At 52.7% G+C, this 18,415-nt stretch carries 18 protein-coding genes; 5 read left to right on the plus strand and 13 right to left on the minus strand.

All coding sequences use genetic code 11. From position 1 onward, the window contains the following. Nucleotides 1-13 precede the first annotated feature (13 nt). The 6 genes from ACR02O_RS18425 to ettA form a co-directional block, all read right to left on the minus strand. Nucleotides 14-1,210 (minus strand): ATP phosphoribosyltransferase regulatory subunit, encoded by a 1,197-nt coding sequence (locus tag ACR02O_RS18425; protein ID WP_458139311.1) that lies wholly within the window; start codon nucleotides 1,208-1,210, stop codon nucleotides 14-16. A gap of 70 nt (nucleotides 1,211-1,280) precedes the next feature. Further along, nucleotides 1,281-2,135 (minus strand): protease modulator HflC, encoded by an 855-nt coding sequence (gene hflC / locus ACR02O_RS18430; protein WP_033157325.1) that lies wholly within the window; start codon nucleotides 2,133-2,135, stop codon nucleotides 1,281-1,283. 1 nt (nucleotide 2,136) lies between these two features. Further along, nucleotides 2,137-3,330, minus strand: a complete 1,194-nt coding sequence (gene hflK / locus ACR02O_RS18435) for an FtsH protease activity modulator HflK (RefSeq protein WP_458139380.1) — start codon at nucleotides 3,328-3,330, stop codon at nucleotides 2,137-2,139. A gap of 165 nt (nucleotides 3,331-3,495) precedes the next feature. After that, entirely contained in the window at nucleotides 3,496-4,761 is a 1,266-nt protein-coding gene (hflX, locus tag ACR02O_RS18440; protein WP_494522143.1) for a ribosome rescue GTPase HflX, read from the minus strand. A gap of 11 nt (nucleotides 4,762-4,772) precedes the next feature. After that, on the minus strand, nucleotides 4,773-5,015 hold the full coding sequence (gene hfq, locus ACR02O_RS18445; protein WP_020482487.1) for an RNA chaperone Hfq: 243 nt from the start codon (nucleotides 5,013-5,015) through the stop codon (nucleotides 4,773-4,775). Nucleotides 5,016-5,206: 191 nt separating this feature from the next. Continuing rightward, nucleotides 5,207-6,871 carry an energy-dependent translational throttle protein EttA gene (gene ettA, locus ACR02O_RS18450; RefSeq protein WP_319960593.1) on the minus strand — a complete coding sequence of 555 codons (1,665 nt, stop codon included), beginning with the start codon at nucleotides 6,869-6,871 and terminating at the stop codon, nucleotides 5,207-5,209. Nucleotides 6,872-6,964: 93 nt separating this feature from the next. Between ettA and ACR02O_RS18455 the strand changes: the two genes are divergently transcribed. Genes ACR02O_RS18455 through ACR02O_RS18475 form a run of 5 tightly spaced genes read left to right on the plus strand, consistent with a single transcriptional unit; the run spans nucleotide 6,965 to nucleotide 10,198 of the window. Beyond that, a complete protein-coding gene (locus ACR02O_RS18455) occupies nucleotides 6,965-7,666 on the plus strand; it encodes a TatD family hydrolase (protein WP_494522144.1) in 702 nt (233 codons plus the stop codon). Further along, nucleotides 7,659-8,414, plus strand: coding sequence for a tRNA threonylcarbamoyladenosine dehydratase (locus tag ACR02O_RS18460; protein ID WP_171694681.1), 756 nt, complete (start codon nucleotides 7,659-7,661; stop codon nucleotides 8,412-8,414). The genes ACR02O_RS18455 and ACR02O_RS18460 overlap by 8 nt, the downstream gene beginning before the upstream one ends. Then, nucleotides 8,407-8,808 carry a hypothetical protein gene (locus tag ACR02O_RS18465; protein ID WP_494522145.1) on the plus strand — a complete coding sequence of 134 codons (402 nt, stop codon included), beginning with the start codon at nucleotides 8,407-8,409 and terminating at the stop codon, nucleotides 8,806-8,808. The genes ACR02O_RS18460 and ACR02O_RS18465 overlap by 8 nt, the downstream gene beginning before the upstream one ends. 56 nt (nucleotides 8,809-8,864) lie before the next feature. Further along, nucleotides 8,865-9,782: a class I SAM-dependent methyltransferase gene (locus ACR02O_RS18470; RefSeq protein ID WP_494522146.1), complete on the plus strand. Its 918-nt coding sequence runs from the start codon at nucleotides 8,865-8,867 to the stop codon at nucleotides 9,780-9,782. A gap of 5 nt (nucleotides 9,783-9,787) precedes the next feature. Beyond that, nucleotides 9,788-10,198 carry a hypothetical protein gene (locus ACR02O_RS18475; protein WP_494522147.1) on the plus strand — a complete coding sequence of 137 codons (411 nt, stop codon included), beginning with the start codon at nucleotides 9,788-9,790 and terminating at the stop codon, nucleotides 10,196-10,198. 22 nt (nucleotides 10,199-10,220) lie between these two features. Here ACR02O_RS18475 and ACR02O_RS18480 read toward each other — a convergent pair whose 3' ends face one another. The 7 genes from ACR02O_RS18480 to ACR02O_RS18510 all read right to left on the minus strand — a co-directional run bounded on the left by ACR02O_RS18480 (nucleotide 10,221) and on the right by ACR02O_RS18510 (nucleotide 18,379). Continuing rightward, nucleotides 10,221-11,360, minus strand: coding sequence for a type III PLP-dependent enzyme domain-containing protein (locus ACR02O_RS18480; RefSeq protein ID WP_494522148.1), 1,140 nt, complete (start codon nucleotides 11,358-11,360; stop codon nucleotides 10,221-10,223). Continuing rightward, nucleotides 11,357-11,956 (minus strand): 5-formyltetrahydrofolate cyclo-ligase, encoded by a 600-nt coding sequence (locus tag ACR02O_RS18485; RefSeq protein ID WP_033157315.1) that lies wholly within the window; start codon nucleotides 11,954-11,956, stop codon nucleotides 11,357-11,359. The genes ACR02O_RS18480 and ACR02O_RS18485 overlap by 4 nt, the downstream gene beginning before the upstream one ends. Next, nucleotides 11,949-12,887 (minus strand): tRNA (adenosine(37)-N6)-dimethylallyltransferase MiaA, encoded by a 939-nt coding sequence (miaA, locus tag ACR02O_RS18490; protein ID WP_494522149.1) that lies wholly within the window; start codon nucleotides 12,885-12,887, stop codon nucleotides 11,949-11,951. The genes ACR02O_RS18485 and miaA overlap by 8 nt, the downstream gene beginning before the upstream one ends. Then, nucleotides 12,888-14,768 (minus strand): DNA mismatch repair endonuclease MutL, encoded by a 1,881-nt coding sequence (gene mutL / locus ACR02O_RS18495; RefSeq protein WP_494522150.1) that lies wholly within the window; start codon nucleotides 14,766-14,768, stop codon nucleotides 12,888-12,890. A gap of 85 nt (nucleotides 14,769-14,853) precedes the next feature. Then, nucleotides 14,854-16,401: an N-acetylmuramoyl-L-alanine amidase gene (locus ACR02O_RS18500; protein ID WP_494522151.1), complete on the minus strand. Its 1,548-nt coding sequence runs from the start codon at nucleotides 16,399-16,401 to the stop codon at nucleotides 14,854-14,856. Between the two features lie 44 nt (nucleotides 16,402-16,445). Next, entirely contained in the window at nucleotides 16,446-16,916 is a 471-nt protein-coding gene (gene tsaE, locus ACR02O_RS18505; RefSeq protein WP_458139375.1) for a tRNA (adenosine(37)-N6)-threonylcarbamoyltransferase complex ATPase subunit type 1 TsaE, read from the minus strand. Beyond that, nucleotides 16,916-18,379 carry an NAD(P)H-hydrate dehydratase gene (locus tag ACR02O_RS18510; protein WP_494522152.1) on the minus strand — a complete coding sequence of 488 codons (1,464 nt, stop codon included), beginning with the start codon at nucleotides 18,377-18,379 and terminating at the stop codon, nucleotides 16,916-16,918. Before ACR02O_RS18510 ends, tsaE begins: the two co-directional genes overlap by 1 nt. Nucleotides 18,380-18,415: the final 36 nt, after the last annotated feature.

The following is an 18,415-nucleotide window of genomic DNA, read 5'->3' on the forward strand; positions in this document are numbered from 1 at the left end:
ACAGCTTATTGATCTAACGACAGCTTATTGATTTAACAACCCAGCGTTGATTGTGTTTTTCTAAAATAGCATTGCAGCCCTGCTGTTCAGCGCCGCCTTGTTGTTCCGGCAGATGTTGAATCACTGCCACGCCTTGCGCACGTAAATCTCTAATAGCTTCCCGCAAATCAGCATCTTCCGCAAAAGGGGCAAACACTAACTGCGCTACTTCGTCATCGACTTTATACATGCCCGCCAATACTTTTAAATCTGCACTAAAACCGGTAGCGGCTCGCGCTCTTCCGAATACTTCACCGATATTATCGTAACGGCCACCACGGGCAATTTCTTTACCCAGAGCAGGCACAAAAGCCGCGAATACCATGCCGGTATGATAGTGATAACCCCGTAACTCGGCCAAATCGAAGCTCACCGTCAACGCCGGAAAATCTCGGCGTAATTTATCGGCTATACCCTGCAAATCCGCCAAGGCGCCGGCAATTTCATCGGCACCGGCAAAACCGGTCAATAAGGCTTTAGCTTTATCAAGTACATCCCGGCCGCCATTCAGCTTAGGTAAAGCACTGAAGACGTCTTTATAGCGCGTGTCTATATTAAACTCGGCAAGTAATTCCGCCAGTTCGGTTCTGGCCTTACGTTGCAGAACATCGAACAATTCAGCTTCCTGTTGCGGATCAAGACCGGCATGTTCAGCCAAAGCTCGGTAGATAGCGACGTGCCCTAAATCCAAGTGCACGTTTTGCAAACCGCTAATCGCCAACATTTCCAGCATTAACTGGATGACTTCGTAATCACTTTCCAGACCAGCATGCCCGTATAGTTCAGCACCAATTTGCATCGGGCTACGGCTTTTTTCCAGGGGATCGCCCAAAGTGTGAAGCACAGTACCGGCATAGCACAAGCGAGTTGGACCGTCGTGCTGGAAGTGATGAGCATCGATTCTCGCCACTTGCGGCGTCATATCCGCGCGCACCCCCAACATTTCGCCGCTTAATTGATCGGTCAGCTTAAACGTCTGTAAATCCAGGTCATGTCCTGAACCGATCAGCAAGGAGTGGAGAAAGTCCACAAACGGCGGAATGACCAACTGGTAACCCCAGCAGGCGAAAGTATCCAAAAGCTTTCTGCGCAACTTCTCCAGATGCGCGGCTTGTTCCGGCAATACTTCGCTAATTCCTTCCGGCAATAGCCAGGTGTCTTTTTTTTGCATTTTGTCTGTCTCAAACACAGCAAACGCCCCGCATAGCGGGGCGTTTGACTACTAGTCATTCAAATGGAGGTTATTTCTGATTCTTGAAATATTTGAAGAAGTCGGAATTCGGTTCCAGCACCATGATGTTGCCGGATTTGCCCAAGCTTTCTTTATATGCTATCAGGCTACGATAAAACGCAAAGAAATCGCTGTCTTCACTGTATGCTTTAGCGAAAATATCCGCAGCTTTAGCGTCGCCTTCACCTCGCATCACTTCGGAATCGCGATATGCGTTGGCCAAAATGATCTCCCGCTGCTTATCAGCATCGGCGCGAATCCGCTCGGCGGCTTCCGAACCTTGCGAACGGAACTCCCGAGCTACCCGCGCCCGCTCGGCTTCCATCCTTTGATAAACCGAGGTACTCACTTCGGCAGGCAAGTCGATGCGCTTGACTTGCACATCAACAATAGTGATGCCCAGTTTCGCGGCATGTGGCGACACATTGGTAATCAGCGCATCGCGGATCGCACTGCGATCAGTAGAAACCAATTGTTTGATCTCGCGTTTACTGAACTCGCTGCGTGCCGAATCTTTGATGATTTGATCGAGACGAATATTAGCCTGGTTCACATCACCGGCAACGGTGGTGTAAAAGGTCTTGACATCACCTATCCGCCATTTGACAAACGAATCAACGATAACATTTTTCTTTTCCGCCGTTAAAAAGCGCTCCGGCGTGGAATCCATGGTCAGAATGCGCGCTTCGAACTTTTTAACATTATTGATAAACGGCAGTTTAAAGTGCATGCCCGGTTGGAAATCGGCACCGACAATCTCGCCTAATTGAAACTTAATTACCCGCTCGGTTTCTGCCACGGTAAATACCGACATCGAGAGCAAGATGACTACTGCGCCAACGGCGACTAAAATCTTATTTCCCATCTTAGCGTCCTCTCACATCGCGCTCACGGCTTGACGCGCGCACATCGGTTTTAATTTCTTTCACGGGTTGGGGGCTTAAAGAAACCGGCTCGTGGCTGACTACGGGGGCCGGGGCGGCATCTTCAGCAGCCTTATTCGCCAACTTTTCCAACGGCAGATACATAATGTTATTACCGCCTTTCACATCCACCAGCACGTTGTTGGAACGGCCCAGGACCAATTCCATCGCTTCGATATACATCCGCTGCTTGGTTACCGCCGGTGCTTTTTTGTATTCGGCCAGCAATTGCGAGAAGCGGCTGACATCACCGTTAGCTCGGGCAATCACTTTTTCTTTATAGGCTTCAGATTCCTGCACAATACGTGAGGCCGCACCACGGGCTTTAGGCACCACGTCATTGGAATATGCCTCGGCTTCGTTGATCAAGCGCTGCTTGTCTTCCCGCGCCTTGATGGCATCTTCAAAGGAACCTTGTACTTGTTCAGGTGGCTGCGCGTCCTGCAAGTTAACGCTGGTGATCAAAATACCGGTTTTGTAGGCATCCATGACCGCTTGAATTTCTGACTTAACCGCCAAAACAATGTCGCTACGGCCTTCGGTCAGCACAAAGTCCATATCACTGCGACCGATCACGCCACGCTGCACGCTTTCGGTGACTTGTTTCAGCGTTGAGGCAGGGTCGAGTACGTTGAACGCATAGTCCTTGGCATCTTTGACTTGGTATTGGACAGCTAAACGGACGTCGACGATATTTTCGTCTTTAGTCAGCATCATCGCTTCCTTAGGCACTGAACCCATACCCTGCCCGCCACCGGAACGGTAACCCACTTCAATAAAGCGTTGTTGCTCGACATTGATGACCGCCACTTGCTCTATAGGCGACGGGATATGCCAGTTCAGACCGGGCTGTGTGGTATTGACATAGGCACCGAAGCGAGTCACCACGCCGCGCGTACCTTCGTCGACGGTATAGAACCCGCTCAAACCCCATAGAACGATTGCACCGGCAGCCAGCAAACCGACACCTTTCATCGACGGGCCATTGCCGATACCACCTTTAGAACCGCCACCGAAAATACCGCCCAGCTTGTCCTGTAGCGAACGAATTACCTCGTCCAAATCGGGTGGATCATTCTTATCATTACGACCACTCCAGGGGTCTTTTTTACCACCGCCGGGTTCATTCCAAGACATACCAAACACTCCAAAGATTGGATTTGAAAACTCTAAAGCTATTTCGTAATGACCGCCTGTTCGATGATTCGAAGCACTGGCTGGTCTATCCGAAAAATCGCCATTCTATCGTAACTTAACCATTTCCGAGCAAATAACTGGGGGATTCTTACGTCAATCCCCCGGCTAAGCCTGCTCATGAACGTCAATACCCTTCAACAAGCCCAAATGCTTTTTGTCGATTTCTATCGTCAATTCGCAATCGCCGCTATCGTTATTGACTTCGTCGATTATTTTCACGAAAGTGAATAACTTTGCTTTTAATCCCGCTTGGCCGGCTGGCAAATAGCATTTTCGAATCACCTTGCTGCTAGCAAATAACTCGGACAAGGCCTGCTGCAACAAATCACAGCCTACCCCGTTTTGCGCGGAAATCCAGACGCTGACGGGTTTCCCGTCAGCATCGTAATCAATATGCGGCGCCACATCCTCGAGCAAATCAATTTTGTTGAACACCATCAACTGGGGGATTTTAGCGGCGTCGATGTCGCTCAAGACTTGGTTAACCTGATAGATCGTATCTTCGCGATCTTCCGCCGCCGCATCGATCACATGTAATAGCAAATCCGCCTCGCTGGCTTCTTGCAAAGTAGATCTGAATGCCGCCACCAATTCATGAGGTAAATGCCGAATAAAGCCCACGGTATCGGCCAAAATGATTTCGCCGCCATTACTCAGCGACAATTGCCGCAAGGTAGGATCCAATGTGGCAAACAATTGATCGGCCGCATAAATGTCGGCACCGGTTAAGGTGTTAAACAAGGTGGACTTACCGGCGTTGGTATAGCCAACTAAAGATACGGTAGGAGTTTCGGCCTTTTTACGCTTACTTCGGCCTTGATGACGCTGCTTTTCAACTTTACCCAGGCGCTGTTGAATCTGCTTGATACGCACCGCCAACAACCGCCTGTCAGTTTCCAGCTGGGTTTCGCCGGGACCACGCAAACCAATACCGCCCTTTTGCCGCTCCAAATGCGTCCAGCCGCGAATCAATCGGGTAGACAGATGTTTGAGCTGCGCCAGTTCGACCTGCAATTTACCTTCAAAGGTTTGCGCCCGCTGCGCAAAAATATCCAGAATCAGGCCGTTGCGATCCACCACCCTGACTTCCAGGGCTTTCTCCAAATTACGCTCTTGGCTGGGTGTGAGTGGATGATTGACGATAACAATATTGGCTTCATGTTCGATGATCGCCGACCTGATTTCTTCAACCTTGCCCGTGCCGACGAAATATTTCGGGTCAGGCCGATACCGGCTACCGGTGACTACATGAGTGGGTTGGGCGCCTGCGGATTTGGTTAGTTCTTTCAGCTCGTCGAGGTCTTCTTGACCAACTTGCAAATTGAGGTGAACGAGAATGGCTCGTTCACCCGCATCGGGACGTTCAAACAAAAAATAACCTCTTAGCTTTCGTCGCTAACGTCGGGGTCACGGTGCATCGTGACATTTTTGCCGGGAACGATAGTGGATATGGCATGCTTGTAAACCATCTGATTCACAGTGTTTTTAAGCATCACCACGTATTGGTCGAAAGAATCGACGCGGCCTTGCAGTTTGATACCGTTAACCAAAAAAATCGACACGGGGGTGTGTTCTTTTCTGAGGGCATTCAAAAAGTTGTCCTGCAAGTTTTGTGCTTTCGACATCCTATTTCTCCTTATTATTGTTCGGTGCGCTATTAATACATTACCCGCTAGACCCACCAATTTCAACACGCGGGCTGCGGATCAATAAAAAACTGTTAGTGACTTTGGGACTGCTCGCCGCTATTTCAAGTTCAATCGAATCTTTATTAGCAAAGCCGTTGCGAAAATAACAACGGCTGCTTAAGTTCAGCTTAGCCGATTTTTTTATATTTGATACGACGCGGATTGTCGGCATCTGTGCCCAGGCGGCGATGCCTATCGGCCTCGTAGTCGGCATAATTACCCTCAAACCACACAACTTCGCTATCGCCTTCGAACGCCAACATATGTGTGGCGATCCGATCCAGGAACCAGCGATCATGCGAGATCACCACCGCGCAACCGGGGAAAGCCAACAAGGCTTCTTCCAGGGCTCGCAAGGTTTCCACGTCCAAATCGTTGGTCGGCTCGTCGAGTAGCAACACGTTGCCGCCGCTTTTCAGCAGCTTGGCCAAATGCACGCGATTACGCTCGCCGCCGGACAGTTCACCTATGCGTTTTTGTTGATCGCCACCCTTGAAGTTGAACCGGCCGATATACGCCCGCGACGGCGTTTCGTATTTACCGACGGTAATCATGTCCAGACCGTCGGAAATTTCTTCCCAAACCGTCTTGTTGTTGTCCATGTCGTCGCGCAACTGATCGACGTAAGCCATCTGCACGGTTTGACCAAATTTGATTTCGCCGGCATCCGGCTTTTCAAATCCCGCCATCATCCGGAACAGTGTAGTTTTACCCGCGCCGTTCGGACCGATGATGCCGACGATACCTCCCGGCGGCAATTTGAAACTCAAGTTGTTGATCAACAACCTGTCGCCAAAACCCTTGCTGATGTTCTCGACGTCGATGACCACATCGCCCAGCCGTGGACCGGGTGGAATATAAATTTCCTGGGTCTCGTTACGTTTTTGCGTCTCGACCGATGACAACTCCTCAAAGCGCGCCAGACGCGCCTTGCTCTTCGCGTGCCGGCCTTTTTGGTTTGAGCGCACCCACTCCAGCTCGGCTTTCATGGCTTTTTGCCGAGAAGACTCTTGTTTCTCCTCCAGCTCCAGGCGCTTCTCTTTTTGCTCCAGCCAAGACGAATAATTGCCTTCCCACGGAATACCCATGCCTCTATCCAGCTCCAAGATCCAGCCGGCCACATTATCGAGGAAATACCTGTCATGGGTTACCGCTACCACGGTACCTGGATAATCGTGCAGGAAGCGCTCCAACCACGCTACGGACTCCGCATCCAAGTGGTTGGTCGGTTCGTCGAGCAGCAGCATATCAGGCTTGGACAGCAACAAGCGGCACAGCGCCACCCGGCGTTTTTCACCGCCGGACAACTTGGTGACATCGGCATCCCAATCCGGCAGGCGCAAGGCATCGGCCGCCACTTCCAGCGTGCGATCCAGGTTGTGGCCGTCACACGCATTGATAATGTCCTCCAGCTTGGCTTGTTCGGCGGCCAGCGCGTCGAAATCGGCATCCGGCTCCGCGTAAGCGGCATAGACGGCGTCCAATCGGGCCAGCACATCTTTGATTTCCGCAACCGCTTCTTCGATATTGCCCCGCACAGTTTTATTCGGATCCAATTGCGGTTCTTGCGGCAGATAGCCGATCTTGGTGCCTTTCAGCGGAATCGCTTCGCCTTCGATTTCCTTGTCGATGCCAGCCATGATGCGCAGCAGCGTGGATTTACCGGAGCCGTTTAAACCGAGCACACCGATTTTGGCGCCAGGAAAAAACGATAAAGAAATGTCTTTAAGGATGTACTTTTTGGGCGGTACGATCTTGCCGACCCGGTTCATCGAGAAAATATATTGCGCCATTGTTTTTCTGCTGAAGAAATAAAATAGCATTATACCGTGCGATAACGGTTTTTTAAGGGTGTTAATTTTTATCGAGTATCAGGTGGTAATTCAGTGATTATTGAAACAGCTAACAACACGCTGAGCTCGGTCGATGCCTACATTGACATCCATTGCCACCAAACCGGCAGCCATCAGGCCGTTGGAATGATCAGCATCGCCACCCAGGATTTCGACGTCACGGCAAGACGCCACGGTTTTTACAGCTTGGGTCTACATCCCTGGCATCTCGATAAAGAAGACGCCGAAACCGCTTTATGGAAAATCAGCGCAGCAAGCCTGGATCCACAGCTATTGGCAATTGGCGAATGCGGACTGGACAAAGCTATTGCCACGCCGTTGGCTATGCAAATCCCCGCATTCATAGGCCAGATCAAGCTCGCCAACCAACTTGGCAAACCGTTGATCATTCATTGCGTACGCGCCTTTAACGAGCTGATCCAGATTAAAAAATCCACTCCAAACATCCAGACGCCGTGGGTCATTCACGGCTTTAACGGCAACCCTGCCTTGGCTGAACAATTACTGAGACACGGGGTTTATCTATCCTTTGGCGCCGCCTTGCTAAATCCTCGCAGCCATGCCGGCGAAGCACTAAGATGCACGCCAACTGATCGCCTATTCCTGGAAACCGACACCGCAAACGTATCCATTGACGCAATATATGCCGCAGCGGCTAAAATGCTTGATTTGGACATCGCGACCTTGCGCCAACAAATCCTGAGCAATTTCAAACGAGTATTTCTGCATGACTGATTTAAGCTGGCTCTCTCGCACCGAACTCCTAATCGGCAAACCCAAACTAGACAAGCTGCAACAATCCCATGTATTGGTGGTGGGCATGGGCGGCGTGGGCTCGTTTGCCGCCGAATTTATCTGCCGGGCCGGCGTCGGCGAAATGACCATCGTCGATGGCGATGTGGTGGACCCGAGCAACCGCAATCGGCAGTTGCCGGCGCTGGCCACAACGCATGGTCAGTCTAAAGCCGACATCATGGGTGAGCGTCTGCTGGCGATCAATCCGGATTTGAAATTGCATATCCGCCACGAATTCATCACCCCGGACACCGCCGCCGACTTGCTAACCACCCATTACGATTACATAGTCGACGCCATTGATAGCCTGACGCCGAAGATCCATCTAATCCGCGCCGCCAAAACCAACAAAATGAAAATCGTCAGCTCCATGGGTGCGGGCGGTAAGATGGACCCCACCCACCTCAAGGTGGTCGATATTTCCAAAACCTATAACTGTCCGTTTGCGCAATTCATTCGCACACGTTTGCGCAAACACGGCATCAGCCGCGGCGTGAAGGTGGTGTTTTCGCCGGAAGTGGTGAATAAAGATTCGTTGATGTTTACCGATGGCAGCAATTATAAAAAGTCCGCTTACGGCACGATTTCCTATTTGCCGGCGGCGTTCGGCGGCGTCTGCGCTTCGGTAGTCATCCGCAACTTGATTCACGATCCCGTACATTCGCACCACAATAAACATCATGGATAAATTACCCAGCCGTCCAGCGGATTCCTTACTGGTCAATCCAGGCAAAAGTTCGCGTTTGCAGGAGATGCGGCAGCGCGCGGCCACGGCAAATCAGCCGGCTCCCGCGCCTGCTCAACCCAGTTTTCAAGCGAAAGACGAAAACATGAGTCCGGAAATGGCCTTGGCTAGACAATTGATCGATCACCGCCTAACCGAAATTCTTGCAGCGCTTCCAATTGGTAAACAGCGTCGTTTGTTCAAGATTCGCTTTGGCGTGGAGCCCGAGAAAATCAAAGACTTAGCAATAAAACAGATATTTGCATTGCTGGAAATCAATCACCCGCAATTGCACAATCTGTCGGCTAACATGAAGCGAATCGCCGATCTGAATTATAATGGCCGGCAACCCAACTAATCCGGCCGTTTACCTTGCCTTACGCTCAGCCGTCCCGTTCCTCGATTCCCGCTACGATGTACACCCTAGAACCCGATCAAGACTACCGCGACCAAAGCCTGCGCGATGACACCGAATTATCCAGCAGCGAACTACAGGCCGACGCGGCCAAGCACTACGATGACTGTTACAACGATTATCTGGTCGCTTGGTGCAACCGCGACAATCTGGCCTTGCATTACGGCTATTGGGACGAAGCTAAGCCTTACGATCAACATCAAGCCTTGCTGAACAAAAATCAGATTCTTTATAAAAAAGCCGGCATTCAGGCCAGCGACAAAGTCCTGGACGCCGGCTGCGGCATCGGCGGCAGCACGATCTGGATGGCTAAACAGCACGGCAATCGGGTAACCGGCATCACCATCAGCGCCAAGCAAGCCGACTATGCCCGTCAGCACGCCAAGCGCCACGGCGTTGCAGAATTAGTCGATTTCGAAGTCGCGGATTTTTGCGCCACGCCCTTCCCCGACGCCTCTTTTGATGTCGTCTGGGCTTTGGAAAGCTCCTGCCATGCGTTAAAAAAAGGCGACTTTTTGCGCGAAGCCTGGCGGGTATTAAAGCCTGGCGGCCGAATTGTGGTTTGCGACGGCTTTGTGTTGCAGCGTCAATTCGACGAACATCAATGGCGGGCAGTGGTAACCTGCTTGAACGGTTGGGCCGTACCGAATCTGTGCGCGCGCGACGAATTTACCGGCTTGTTGGAACAGCAAGGTTTTCAAACGATTGTTTGCCACGACATCACCGCGCAAACACAGGCATCAGTCGAGCACATGTACAAAGTCGCCAAACGCCTGAAACCGGTACAAACCATCAGCCAATGGCTGGGGCTGCGTTCCAAGGCACAAACAGCCAATTATTTGGTCGGTCTGGCCCAACATCAGTTGTTTACCGAAAAACTCACCGAATATTGCATTTTTACTGCGCAAAAGGCTTAAACACCATGCCGATGGTTTTACCGCGTTTGAAGTTTCTGACTCTATTTACATTGGTAGTATGCGGTGCAATGGGTTGCGCCAGCGTGCCGGCCAATAGCCAGCATGACAGCTTTGCCGACTACGCCGAATCGGTATTCCGCCACCAGAGTGCGCTATTAAGCCGACTGATGATGCTCAGTGAAGCCGAGCAATTGCCGGATAACGAGGCCTTCGAAAATGCCGAACAAACCATGCACGATGCCTGTCATCTGTTGAACGAATATGCGGAACGGGAAAGCGATGGCGAACACATGGGCCTGCGCTTTAAAGCCAAGGTACAAGCCAGCATCGAAGGCTGCGATGCCAGTATTCAGAAGATGGAAGCGCTAATGAGCGGCCTGGACCAAGAGCAAGCGCCGCCGCACGCCCACCCTTAAACGTAAAACCGGCGGCGAAACGCTAATCGCCGCTATTCGCCCATTGCCGGCGATAATCGACATAGCTATCACGTTTTTGCAGCACCCAGCGGGCCGGATTGACGCTGTAAACATCCGGCAATTGATAACCGTTAAACCGGTTAGCCTTGATCAGCGAATACGCCCCCACGTCGGCAAACACTAAACGCTCGCCAACCTCGGGAATCCGCCCAAACCGATATTCGCCGAACACATCACCGGCCAGGCAGGTCGAGCCCGCCAAAATTGCCGATTGTTCACCGGCACCCTCTTCTTCCAGCAAGCGCGGTTTCATCTGATATTCGAACACTTCCGGATGATGATTCACCGAGGTGTCCAAAATCAACACCTGCTTGCCGTCACTGACAAACCGATCCAGCACGGTGGTCAGTAAATAACCGGCATTTCCGACCAGCCCCTTACCCGGCTCCACATACACATCGACGCCAAATTCGGCTCGCACATTCCTAATCAACTCGGCAACATCCTGTTGTTCGGTGATGGTGTGATACAAATAGCCGCCGCCCAAATTCAGCCATTTAAGCCGATTGCGTTTTAGAAGAGGCCGCAGCTTTTCCAGCGTGTGTTGCAAGGGCGTAAAATCCCGGCAGGCAAACACCGTGTGAAAATGTAGTCCTTCCACATCAGCCGGCAAACCATCCCGCAGCAGTTCGATATCGACCCCCAATTTCGAATGCGGCCGGCACGGGTCATAGCGTTGATCATCGGCAAAAGACAGCTTGGGATTAACTCGCAAACCTGGCGAATAACCGTCAGCCAACGCCTTTAGCCGCTGACACTGCGGCAAGGAATTGAAACTGATATGGCTGCAAAGCCGGCCCAACTCTGCGAACTCGTCGGGGCGCAAGCCCGGCGTGGTCAAATGGATGCTACCGCCCGCTTCTGCCAACACCTCTCTCGCCAACCGCGCCTCGAACAAGGAACTGACCGAAAAGCCGTCGACTTGATCTTTTATCAGCGCCAGCAATGCCGCCAACGGCAACGCTTTCATCGAATATAAAATCTTGCAGCCGCTTGCCTGCTTTAGCGCTTGTAGCGGTGTAAGATTGGCGAGAATTTGCGCTTCGTCCAGCACCAAGGCGGGGCTGGTGGGAATTTGTTGCTTTAGCTCGCTCCAATTCATCGTTGAGCATGCCTGTTGCCTGAATAAATCGCGCGCTCGGTAAGCACATAGTCCATGAACACATCATGTGTATCCATCGCCACCTGCGGCAATAGTTGGGCTTCATAACAAATCGCCGCCAACACCGCGTCGGGCCGCACTTTTTGCAGTAGCCGGTCGTAATAACCGGCACCGTTGCCCAAGCGCCCGCCTTGCTTGTCAAACGCTACGCCGGGCACGACGACGACATCCAGCTCATCAGCAACCACTTGTTTTGCCGGCTCCAGCCAACGTGCCCGCGGCGGCTCAAGAATATTCCACATGCCCGCTTGCAATTCGTCGAGTGATTCCAACTGCCACAAACCCAGTTGCTTATGGCCCGCGGTATCGACCGTACAATAAGGTACGACTATGCGCTTACCCGAATTTAGTTCTGCGGCTACGGTAGGCAAAGTCTGCACCTCTGAACGGCTATTTAAATACCACATCACCGTCCGAGCCTCTTGATACCAGGCTTGCTCGACGACACGCCGGCAAATGTCGGCGCTGATCGCATCTTTATCTGCCTGAGCATTACGCGCTGCGTAGGCGATTTGGCGTTGTTCGGCTTTATTCATAGGCGCGGCAATAGGTCAAGGCTTGTCCGACCAGGTCTTTAGAACCGGTAATCAAATGCTGGGCATCCTGTTCTTTACGTAGCCAGGTAAATTGCCGTTTGGCCAGTTGTCTGGTCGCGATAATAGCTTTTTCCCGCATGGTTGCCAGGTCGTATTCGCCGCTTAGATAGGACCAAGCCTGCCGATACCCAACACAGCGTATCGACGGCATGCTCTCGTCCAGATCGCCGCGTCGCCATAAAGCCTGCACTTCGTCGAGAAAACCGTGTTTCAACATCAGATCGAAGCGCTCGGCAATCTTGTCATGCAAGGTACTACGCTGCTCAGGCGCAATAATCAATTTGATAAACCGGTACGGATGCTCGGCCTGCTGATCCGTGTCGAAGAAACTGGATAACGGCCGGCCGCTGATTTCAAAGACCTCCAACGCCCGTTGAATACGTTGCGGGTCGTTGACGTGGATCCGCGCCGCCGATTGCGGATCGACTTGCGCCAGGCGGGCATGCAAGGTGTCTTTCCCCAAGGTTTGCAATTCGTCGTCCAATCGCTGGCGAATTTCCGGATCGGCTGCCGGCAATTGCGCCAAACCTTGGGTCAAGGCGCTAAAGTACAGCATCGTGCCACCCACCAAAATCGGCAACTTGCCACGTTCAGTCATATCTGCCATCAACGCCAAAGCGCTGTCACGGAATTGACCGGTGGAAAAACTTTCGCGGGGATCGAGAATGTCGATTAAATGATGCGGCACGCCGTCGCGCTCGGCTAATGTGGGTTTGGCGGTGCCGATGTCCATGCCACGGTAAACCAAGGCGGAATCGACGCTAATGATTTCCGTGTCCAAGGCTTGCGCCAGCGCCACGCCCAGCGCGGTCTTGCCGGATGCGGTCGGCCCCATCAACAGAATGGCCGACGGTTTTTGCAACTCGCTCATTTATTGCCCACGCATGAAAAACCGGTCCAAGTCCTGATGGCTCAGCGCCACCCAGGTCGGTCTGCCGTGGTTGCATTGGCCGATGCGCTCGGTTTGCTCCATGTCGCGCAGCAAGGCATTCATTTCTTCGATGCTGAGTTTGCGCTTGGCCCGCACCGAGCTGTGACAAGCCATGGTCGCCAGAATCGCGTTAATACTTTCCAGTGCTTTATGGCTGACGCCGTGAGTGGCTAGATCGGCCAGGATGTCGCGCACCAACTGATCGACATCAGCTTTTGCCAGCAGGGCCGGCGTGGCTCTGAGCACCACCGTTTCCGGGCCTGAACGGTTGATTTCGAACCCCAGATTCATAAAAAATTCGTGCTCTTGCTCTGCCAGATCGGCCTCGGCAGCGGTGACTTGCAATTTGATCGGCAACAGTAAGGGCTGGGAGACTATCGCCCGCTGATGGTAATGTTGTTTTAGGCGCTCGTAAGTCACCCGTTCATGGGCAGCGTGGGCATCCACCAAAATAATGCCATTGGCCGTTTCCGCCAGGATGTAAATATTGTGGATGTGCGCCAAGGCAAAACCCAGTGGCGGTATCGGCGAGTCGCCGACTGGCAGGGTTGAGTTGGCTCGCTCGGTCTGCGGATACAGTTTGGCATAGGCTGTGATTTGCTCGGCCACATCCGACATATTGGCTCGTTCGGACGGGTAGCGATAAGCGCCGAATGCTTCAGGCGTAACTCGTTGCGGCATGCTGTCCACATCCGACTCCGGCATCGTCAGCGGTAAAGAGGTTTGCTGATTCAAAGGCGTCCGCAACTGCGTCATCGGCGCTTGCGCAGGCGAAACTTCGCCTACAGTTTCAATGTGCTGCGCCACCGCGGTAGCGCCGGGTCGTTGATCCGCCAAGCTGCGGTGCAAAGCCTGAAACAGAAAATCGTGCACCATCCGTCCTTCCCTAAACCGCACCTCCAATTTAGTCGGATGCGCATTGACGTCAACCAGCGCTGGGTCGAGTTCCAAGTACAACACAAACACCGGATGCCGACCGTGATACAGCACGTCCTGATAGGCCTGCTTGACGGCGTGGGCGACCAAGCGGTCTTTGATTAAGCGACCGTTGACGTAGAAAAACTGCATGTCCTGCTGGCTGCGGGAAAAGGTCGGCAAGCCGACCCAACCATGTAAATGCAAGCCCGACGCCGCAAAATCGATTTTCACGCAATTCTCGACAAAGGCCGAACCGCAAATCGCGGCGATACGTTTTTCCTGGGCGGCTTGGGTGTCCGCCGGTTTCAGGTTCAGGACTTCGCGCTGATTGTGATTCAACAGAAAACCGACATCAAAACGCGCCAAGGCCAATTTTTGAATCAGGCTTTCTATGTGAGAAAACTCGGTCTTCTCGGCTTTTAAAAACTTACGCCGAGCCGGGGTGTTGTAAAACAGGTCGCGCACATCCACCGTGGTACCGGGCGGATGCGGGTCGGGTTGCGGATCGAAGTTTTGCTCGGTGCCATCGGCGTTGACCTGCCAGGCGCAGTCGGCATCGGCAGTACGGGAAATCAGAGTCAAACGCGCCACCGAACTGATGCTGGGCAAGGCCTCGCCGCGAAAGCCCATGCTGATCACATGCTCCAAATCATCCAACGAAGCAATCTTGCTGGTGGCATGCCGGGATAAAGCCAAAGCCAGGTCATCCTTAACGATGCCGCAACCATTATCGCGGATTCGAATTTGCCGAGTGCCGCCCTGCTCCACATCGATTTGAATCTGGGTGGCGCCAGCATCGAAACAATTTTCCACCAGTTCTTTGACCACGGACGCCGGCCGCTCGACCACCTCGCCGGCAGCGATTTGATTGACTAATTGGGTAGGTAAAGCATGAATCCGCATTGGCCGCGCTCAAACAAAAGCGCATATTTTAGCGGATGGAAATGAAACGGGGCGAAATGATTCGCGCCGTTTTAAGATAGTTTAATCAGCTGTCATGCGGAATTTGCAACACCTGCCCAACCCGTACATTGCCGTCATTCATCGCATTGGCCATCCGCAAGGCCCGCATGCTTATGCCGTATTGCTGAGCAATACCGGACAGGGTTTCGCCGCGATTGATGACATGGTGAGTGCCTGCATTGCTTGCCACCACTGCTGGAGCAGCATCCAGCTCTCTAGCCGCCAACACCGGTTTTTGTTCCGGTTTTGCTTTAGCCACCGGCTCACTATTATCCACATCCACTGCCGCCAATTGCACGGCTTTGGATTTGCCGGAACGATTCAGCTGCGCCATCATCGTATCGGCCGGGGCATATTGTTTAAAGTGGCCGACGATCCCGCTAAATACGGCAGAGGCCATTTTGTTTTGATAAGCCTTGGTGTTTAAACGGCGCTCTTCTTCCGGATTGGAAATAAAGGCGGTTTCGACCAGGATCGACGGAATTTCCGCCGACTTTAACACGACGAATCCGGCTTTTTGCACGGTATTGCGATGCAAATGACCAACACCCTTCACGCTTCTCAACACTTTATTACCGATATTTTGGCTCGCTTCCTTCGCCGCCTTATTGGATAAATCCATCAACACCGAGGTCAAGGTGTCATCTCTGTCCTCGCCAGCACCGCCATCCACCGCGTTTTCGCTGTTAGCCAGCCACGTGGCGCCGGCACTTGACGCGCCTTTATTGGCCAACGTATATACCGAGGCACCGTGCGCCTGGCTGTCGCTAAACGCATCGGCATGTATCGACACAAACAAATCTGCCTTGGCCGCGCGGGCAATACGGCGGCGTTCGTTTAATTTCACAAAATAGTCACCATCGCGAATCATCACCGCTTTCATACCCGGCTGGCTGTTGACCATGCCTTGCAAACTTTTGGCAATCGCAAACACCACGTCTTTTTCCTGCGTGCCGTTCGCGCCCTGCGCACCGACATCTTTGCCGCCGTGGCCAGCGTCGATAGCAACGATGATGTGACGGCCTTTGGCTTTGGCGACTGATTTAACCGCGACAGGTTTGGCAGTGGTCTCGGATTTTTTAGTGGATTTATCGGCTTTTTCGGCAGCAGCAACCTCCGGGGTAGCTGTCGGCTTTTCCGTTTTAACCGCCGCAACCGGAGTAAATGCTCTTTCCGCCGGCTTGGCTGTCAATTGCGGCTGCGCTGGCTGATCTTTTGCCGCCAAATCGATTTGTAAATTCTTACCGACCATCGCGACTTTGGCGTCCGCATCAGATTTCAATTCGACGACGATACGCAAATCCTTGTTGTTACGCATTGCGCTGCGGGCAAAACCAAACAAGGGATGATCCGCAACCGGTTGATTCAAATCCTGCGCCATTTTGGCATCGCTAAAATCCATAACCAGACGATTGGGACTTTTCAACACAAACGCATGATGCTTGACCGTGCTCGGCAAATTGACCAGCAGTTGATTGGTGGATGAATAACTGATCGGACCCAGTTCAGTCTGAGCCGCGAGCACCGAAAACGTGGGTAATAACAAACCCCATATCCAGAAAATTTTAGACATCTGCTGCATACCCCACATTTCCACTAGTGACAACTTCGTTGAAATTATAGCAGTAGGTTATTGTTTTTCCAGTTTAGTTTTATGTCGCCAAGCCGATTTTTTGCTAACACATTGATTTCAGCGGTACGTTGCTGCTCAAAATAATTCAAGCTAACCTCCACATCGGCATTGGGCAGAAAGCCGGCACCCATTTGCGGCCATTCGATGCAGCACAATGCGTTTTGGTTGAGATAATCGTCCATGCCCATCCACTCCAATTCCTCGGGGTCCTTCAGCCGATACAAATCAAAATGAAACAAGCGCCGGCCATCGACTTCGTATTCCTCGACCAAGGTGTAAGTAGGGCTTTTCACCGCGCCTGAATGGCCGGCAGCGCGCAATAAGCCGCGCACCAGCGTCGTCTTGCCGGCACCCAAATCGCCGTACAAAAACAGCAGACATTTTGCCGGCAAGGCTTGCCAAAGCGCAGCGCCCAGCGCTTCGGTATCTTCGGGGGTTTCCAGCGTGATGTTCATTAATACAATAATTTCCTGATTCGTTCCGGCAAATCACCGGCCAACAAGCCGCGCTCGCCCAATTCTGCAGCCAGACTATCAGCCGCTTCGCCATGCACATAGACACCCAGCCTAGTCGCCTGCTCCAAACTCAAGCCTTGCGCCAGCAAACCGCCGATCAAGCCGGACAACACATCGCCCATGCCGCCGCTGGCCATGCCGGGATTACCGGTGGTGCCGACATATACCGTTTCACCGTTGCTAATCAAGGTACCGGCGCCTTTTAACAAACAGATACCACCGTACTGACTCTGAATATCCGATAAGGCTGCAAAGCGGTCTGCCGAGATTTGCCGGGTATTACATGCCAACAAGCGCGCGGCTTCGCCGGGGTGCGGTGTTAAAACCCAGTTTTCGTGGCGCTTCGGTTGCTCCGCCAGCAAATTCAGCGCGTCGGCATCAAGCACGCAAGGCTTATCGCGACCCATGACGGTGCCAAACATTTCCCTGGCCCAATCGTCCTGACCAAGGCCGGGCCCGATCACGATGACGCTGGCTTTATCCAATAAGGCGTGCAGCGTTTCGCCACATTCCACGCCGTGGCACATCAACTCCGGCCGGCCAATATTGATCAGCCCGCTATGCGCAGCGCGGGTGGCGATACTAACCAGACCGGCCCCGGAACGCAAGGCCGCCTCACCCGCCAAACGAATCGCCCCGGTATAACCCAGATTGCCGCCAATCAGCAGTACGTGACCAAAATGGCCTTTATGCGCCGTCCGCGAACGACGCGGTAACGCTAACTTTTCCAGCAATTCCGCGAACGGCGGCATTGCCGCCAACACTGCCTCGTCGATATCCAAAGTGTTGCAAATAATCTCGCCGCAATATTCCGGCGCTGCGCCGGTAAACAAGCCGCACTTCAAACCGATAAAAGTCACCGTCACATCAGCTTTGACTGCGCAACCCAACACCGAACCGGTGTAGGCATGTAAACCGGACGGTACATCCACGGCAACTACCGAACAGTCTGAATCGTTAATTGCGGCGATGGCTAACGCATAACCTTGCCCGACTTCGCGACTCAAACCAATTCCGAATAAGGCATCGACGATCACGCCTTGCAGCCTGGATTGCCCGGCTTCGAAGTCGCTGACACAACCTCCAGCCTTTAAAAAATCTTGATACGCAGCAAGCGCATCGCCCGGCAATCCATGCGGATCGGTCAAGGCGTAAACGGTTACCTGGTAATTAGCCTGCAAGGCCAGCGTCGCCACCTCATAACCGTCGCCGCCATTATTGCCGCCGCCGCAAAACACCGTGATCGCGGCGTGTTCCGGCCAACGCCGCTGTATTTGTTCGAACAGCGCGTATCCGGCCCGCCGCATCAATTCCCTACCAGGAATCCCCAGTTCGTCGATCACATAACGCTCGGCTTCGCGGATTTGGGCGGTGCAAAAGAGTTTGTTTGGGGGTGTTTGCATGGTGACCTTGGAAAAGTCGATAGGATTTTTGTCGGT

It is taken from the genome of Methylomonas sp. PHL2-19, from assembly GCF_059331595.1.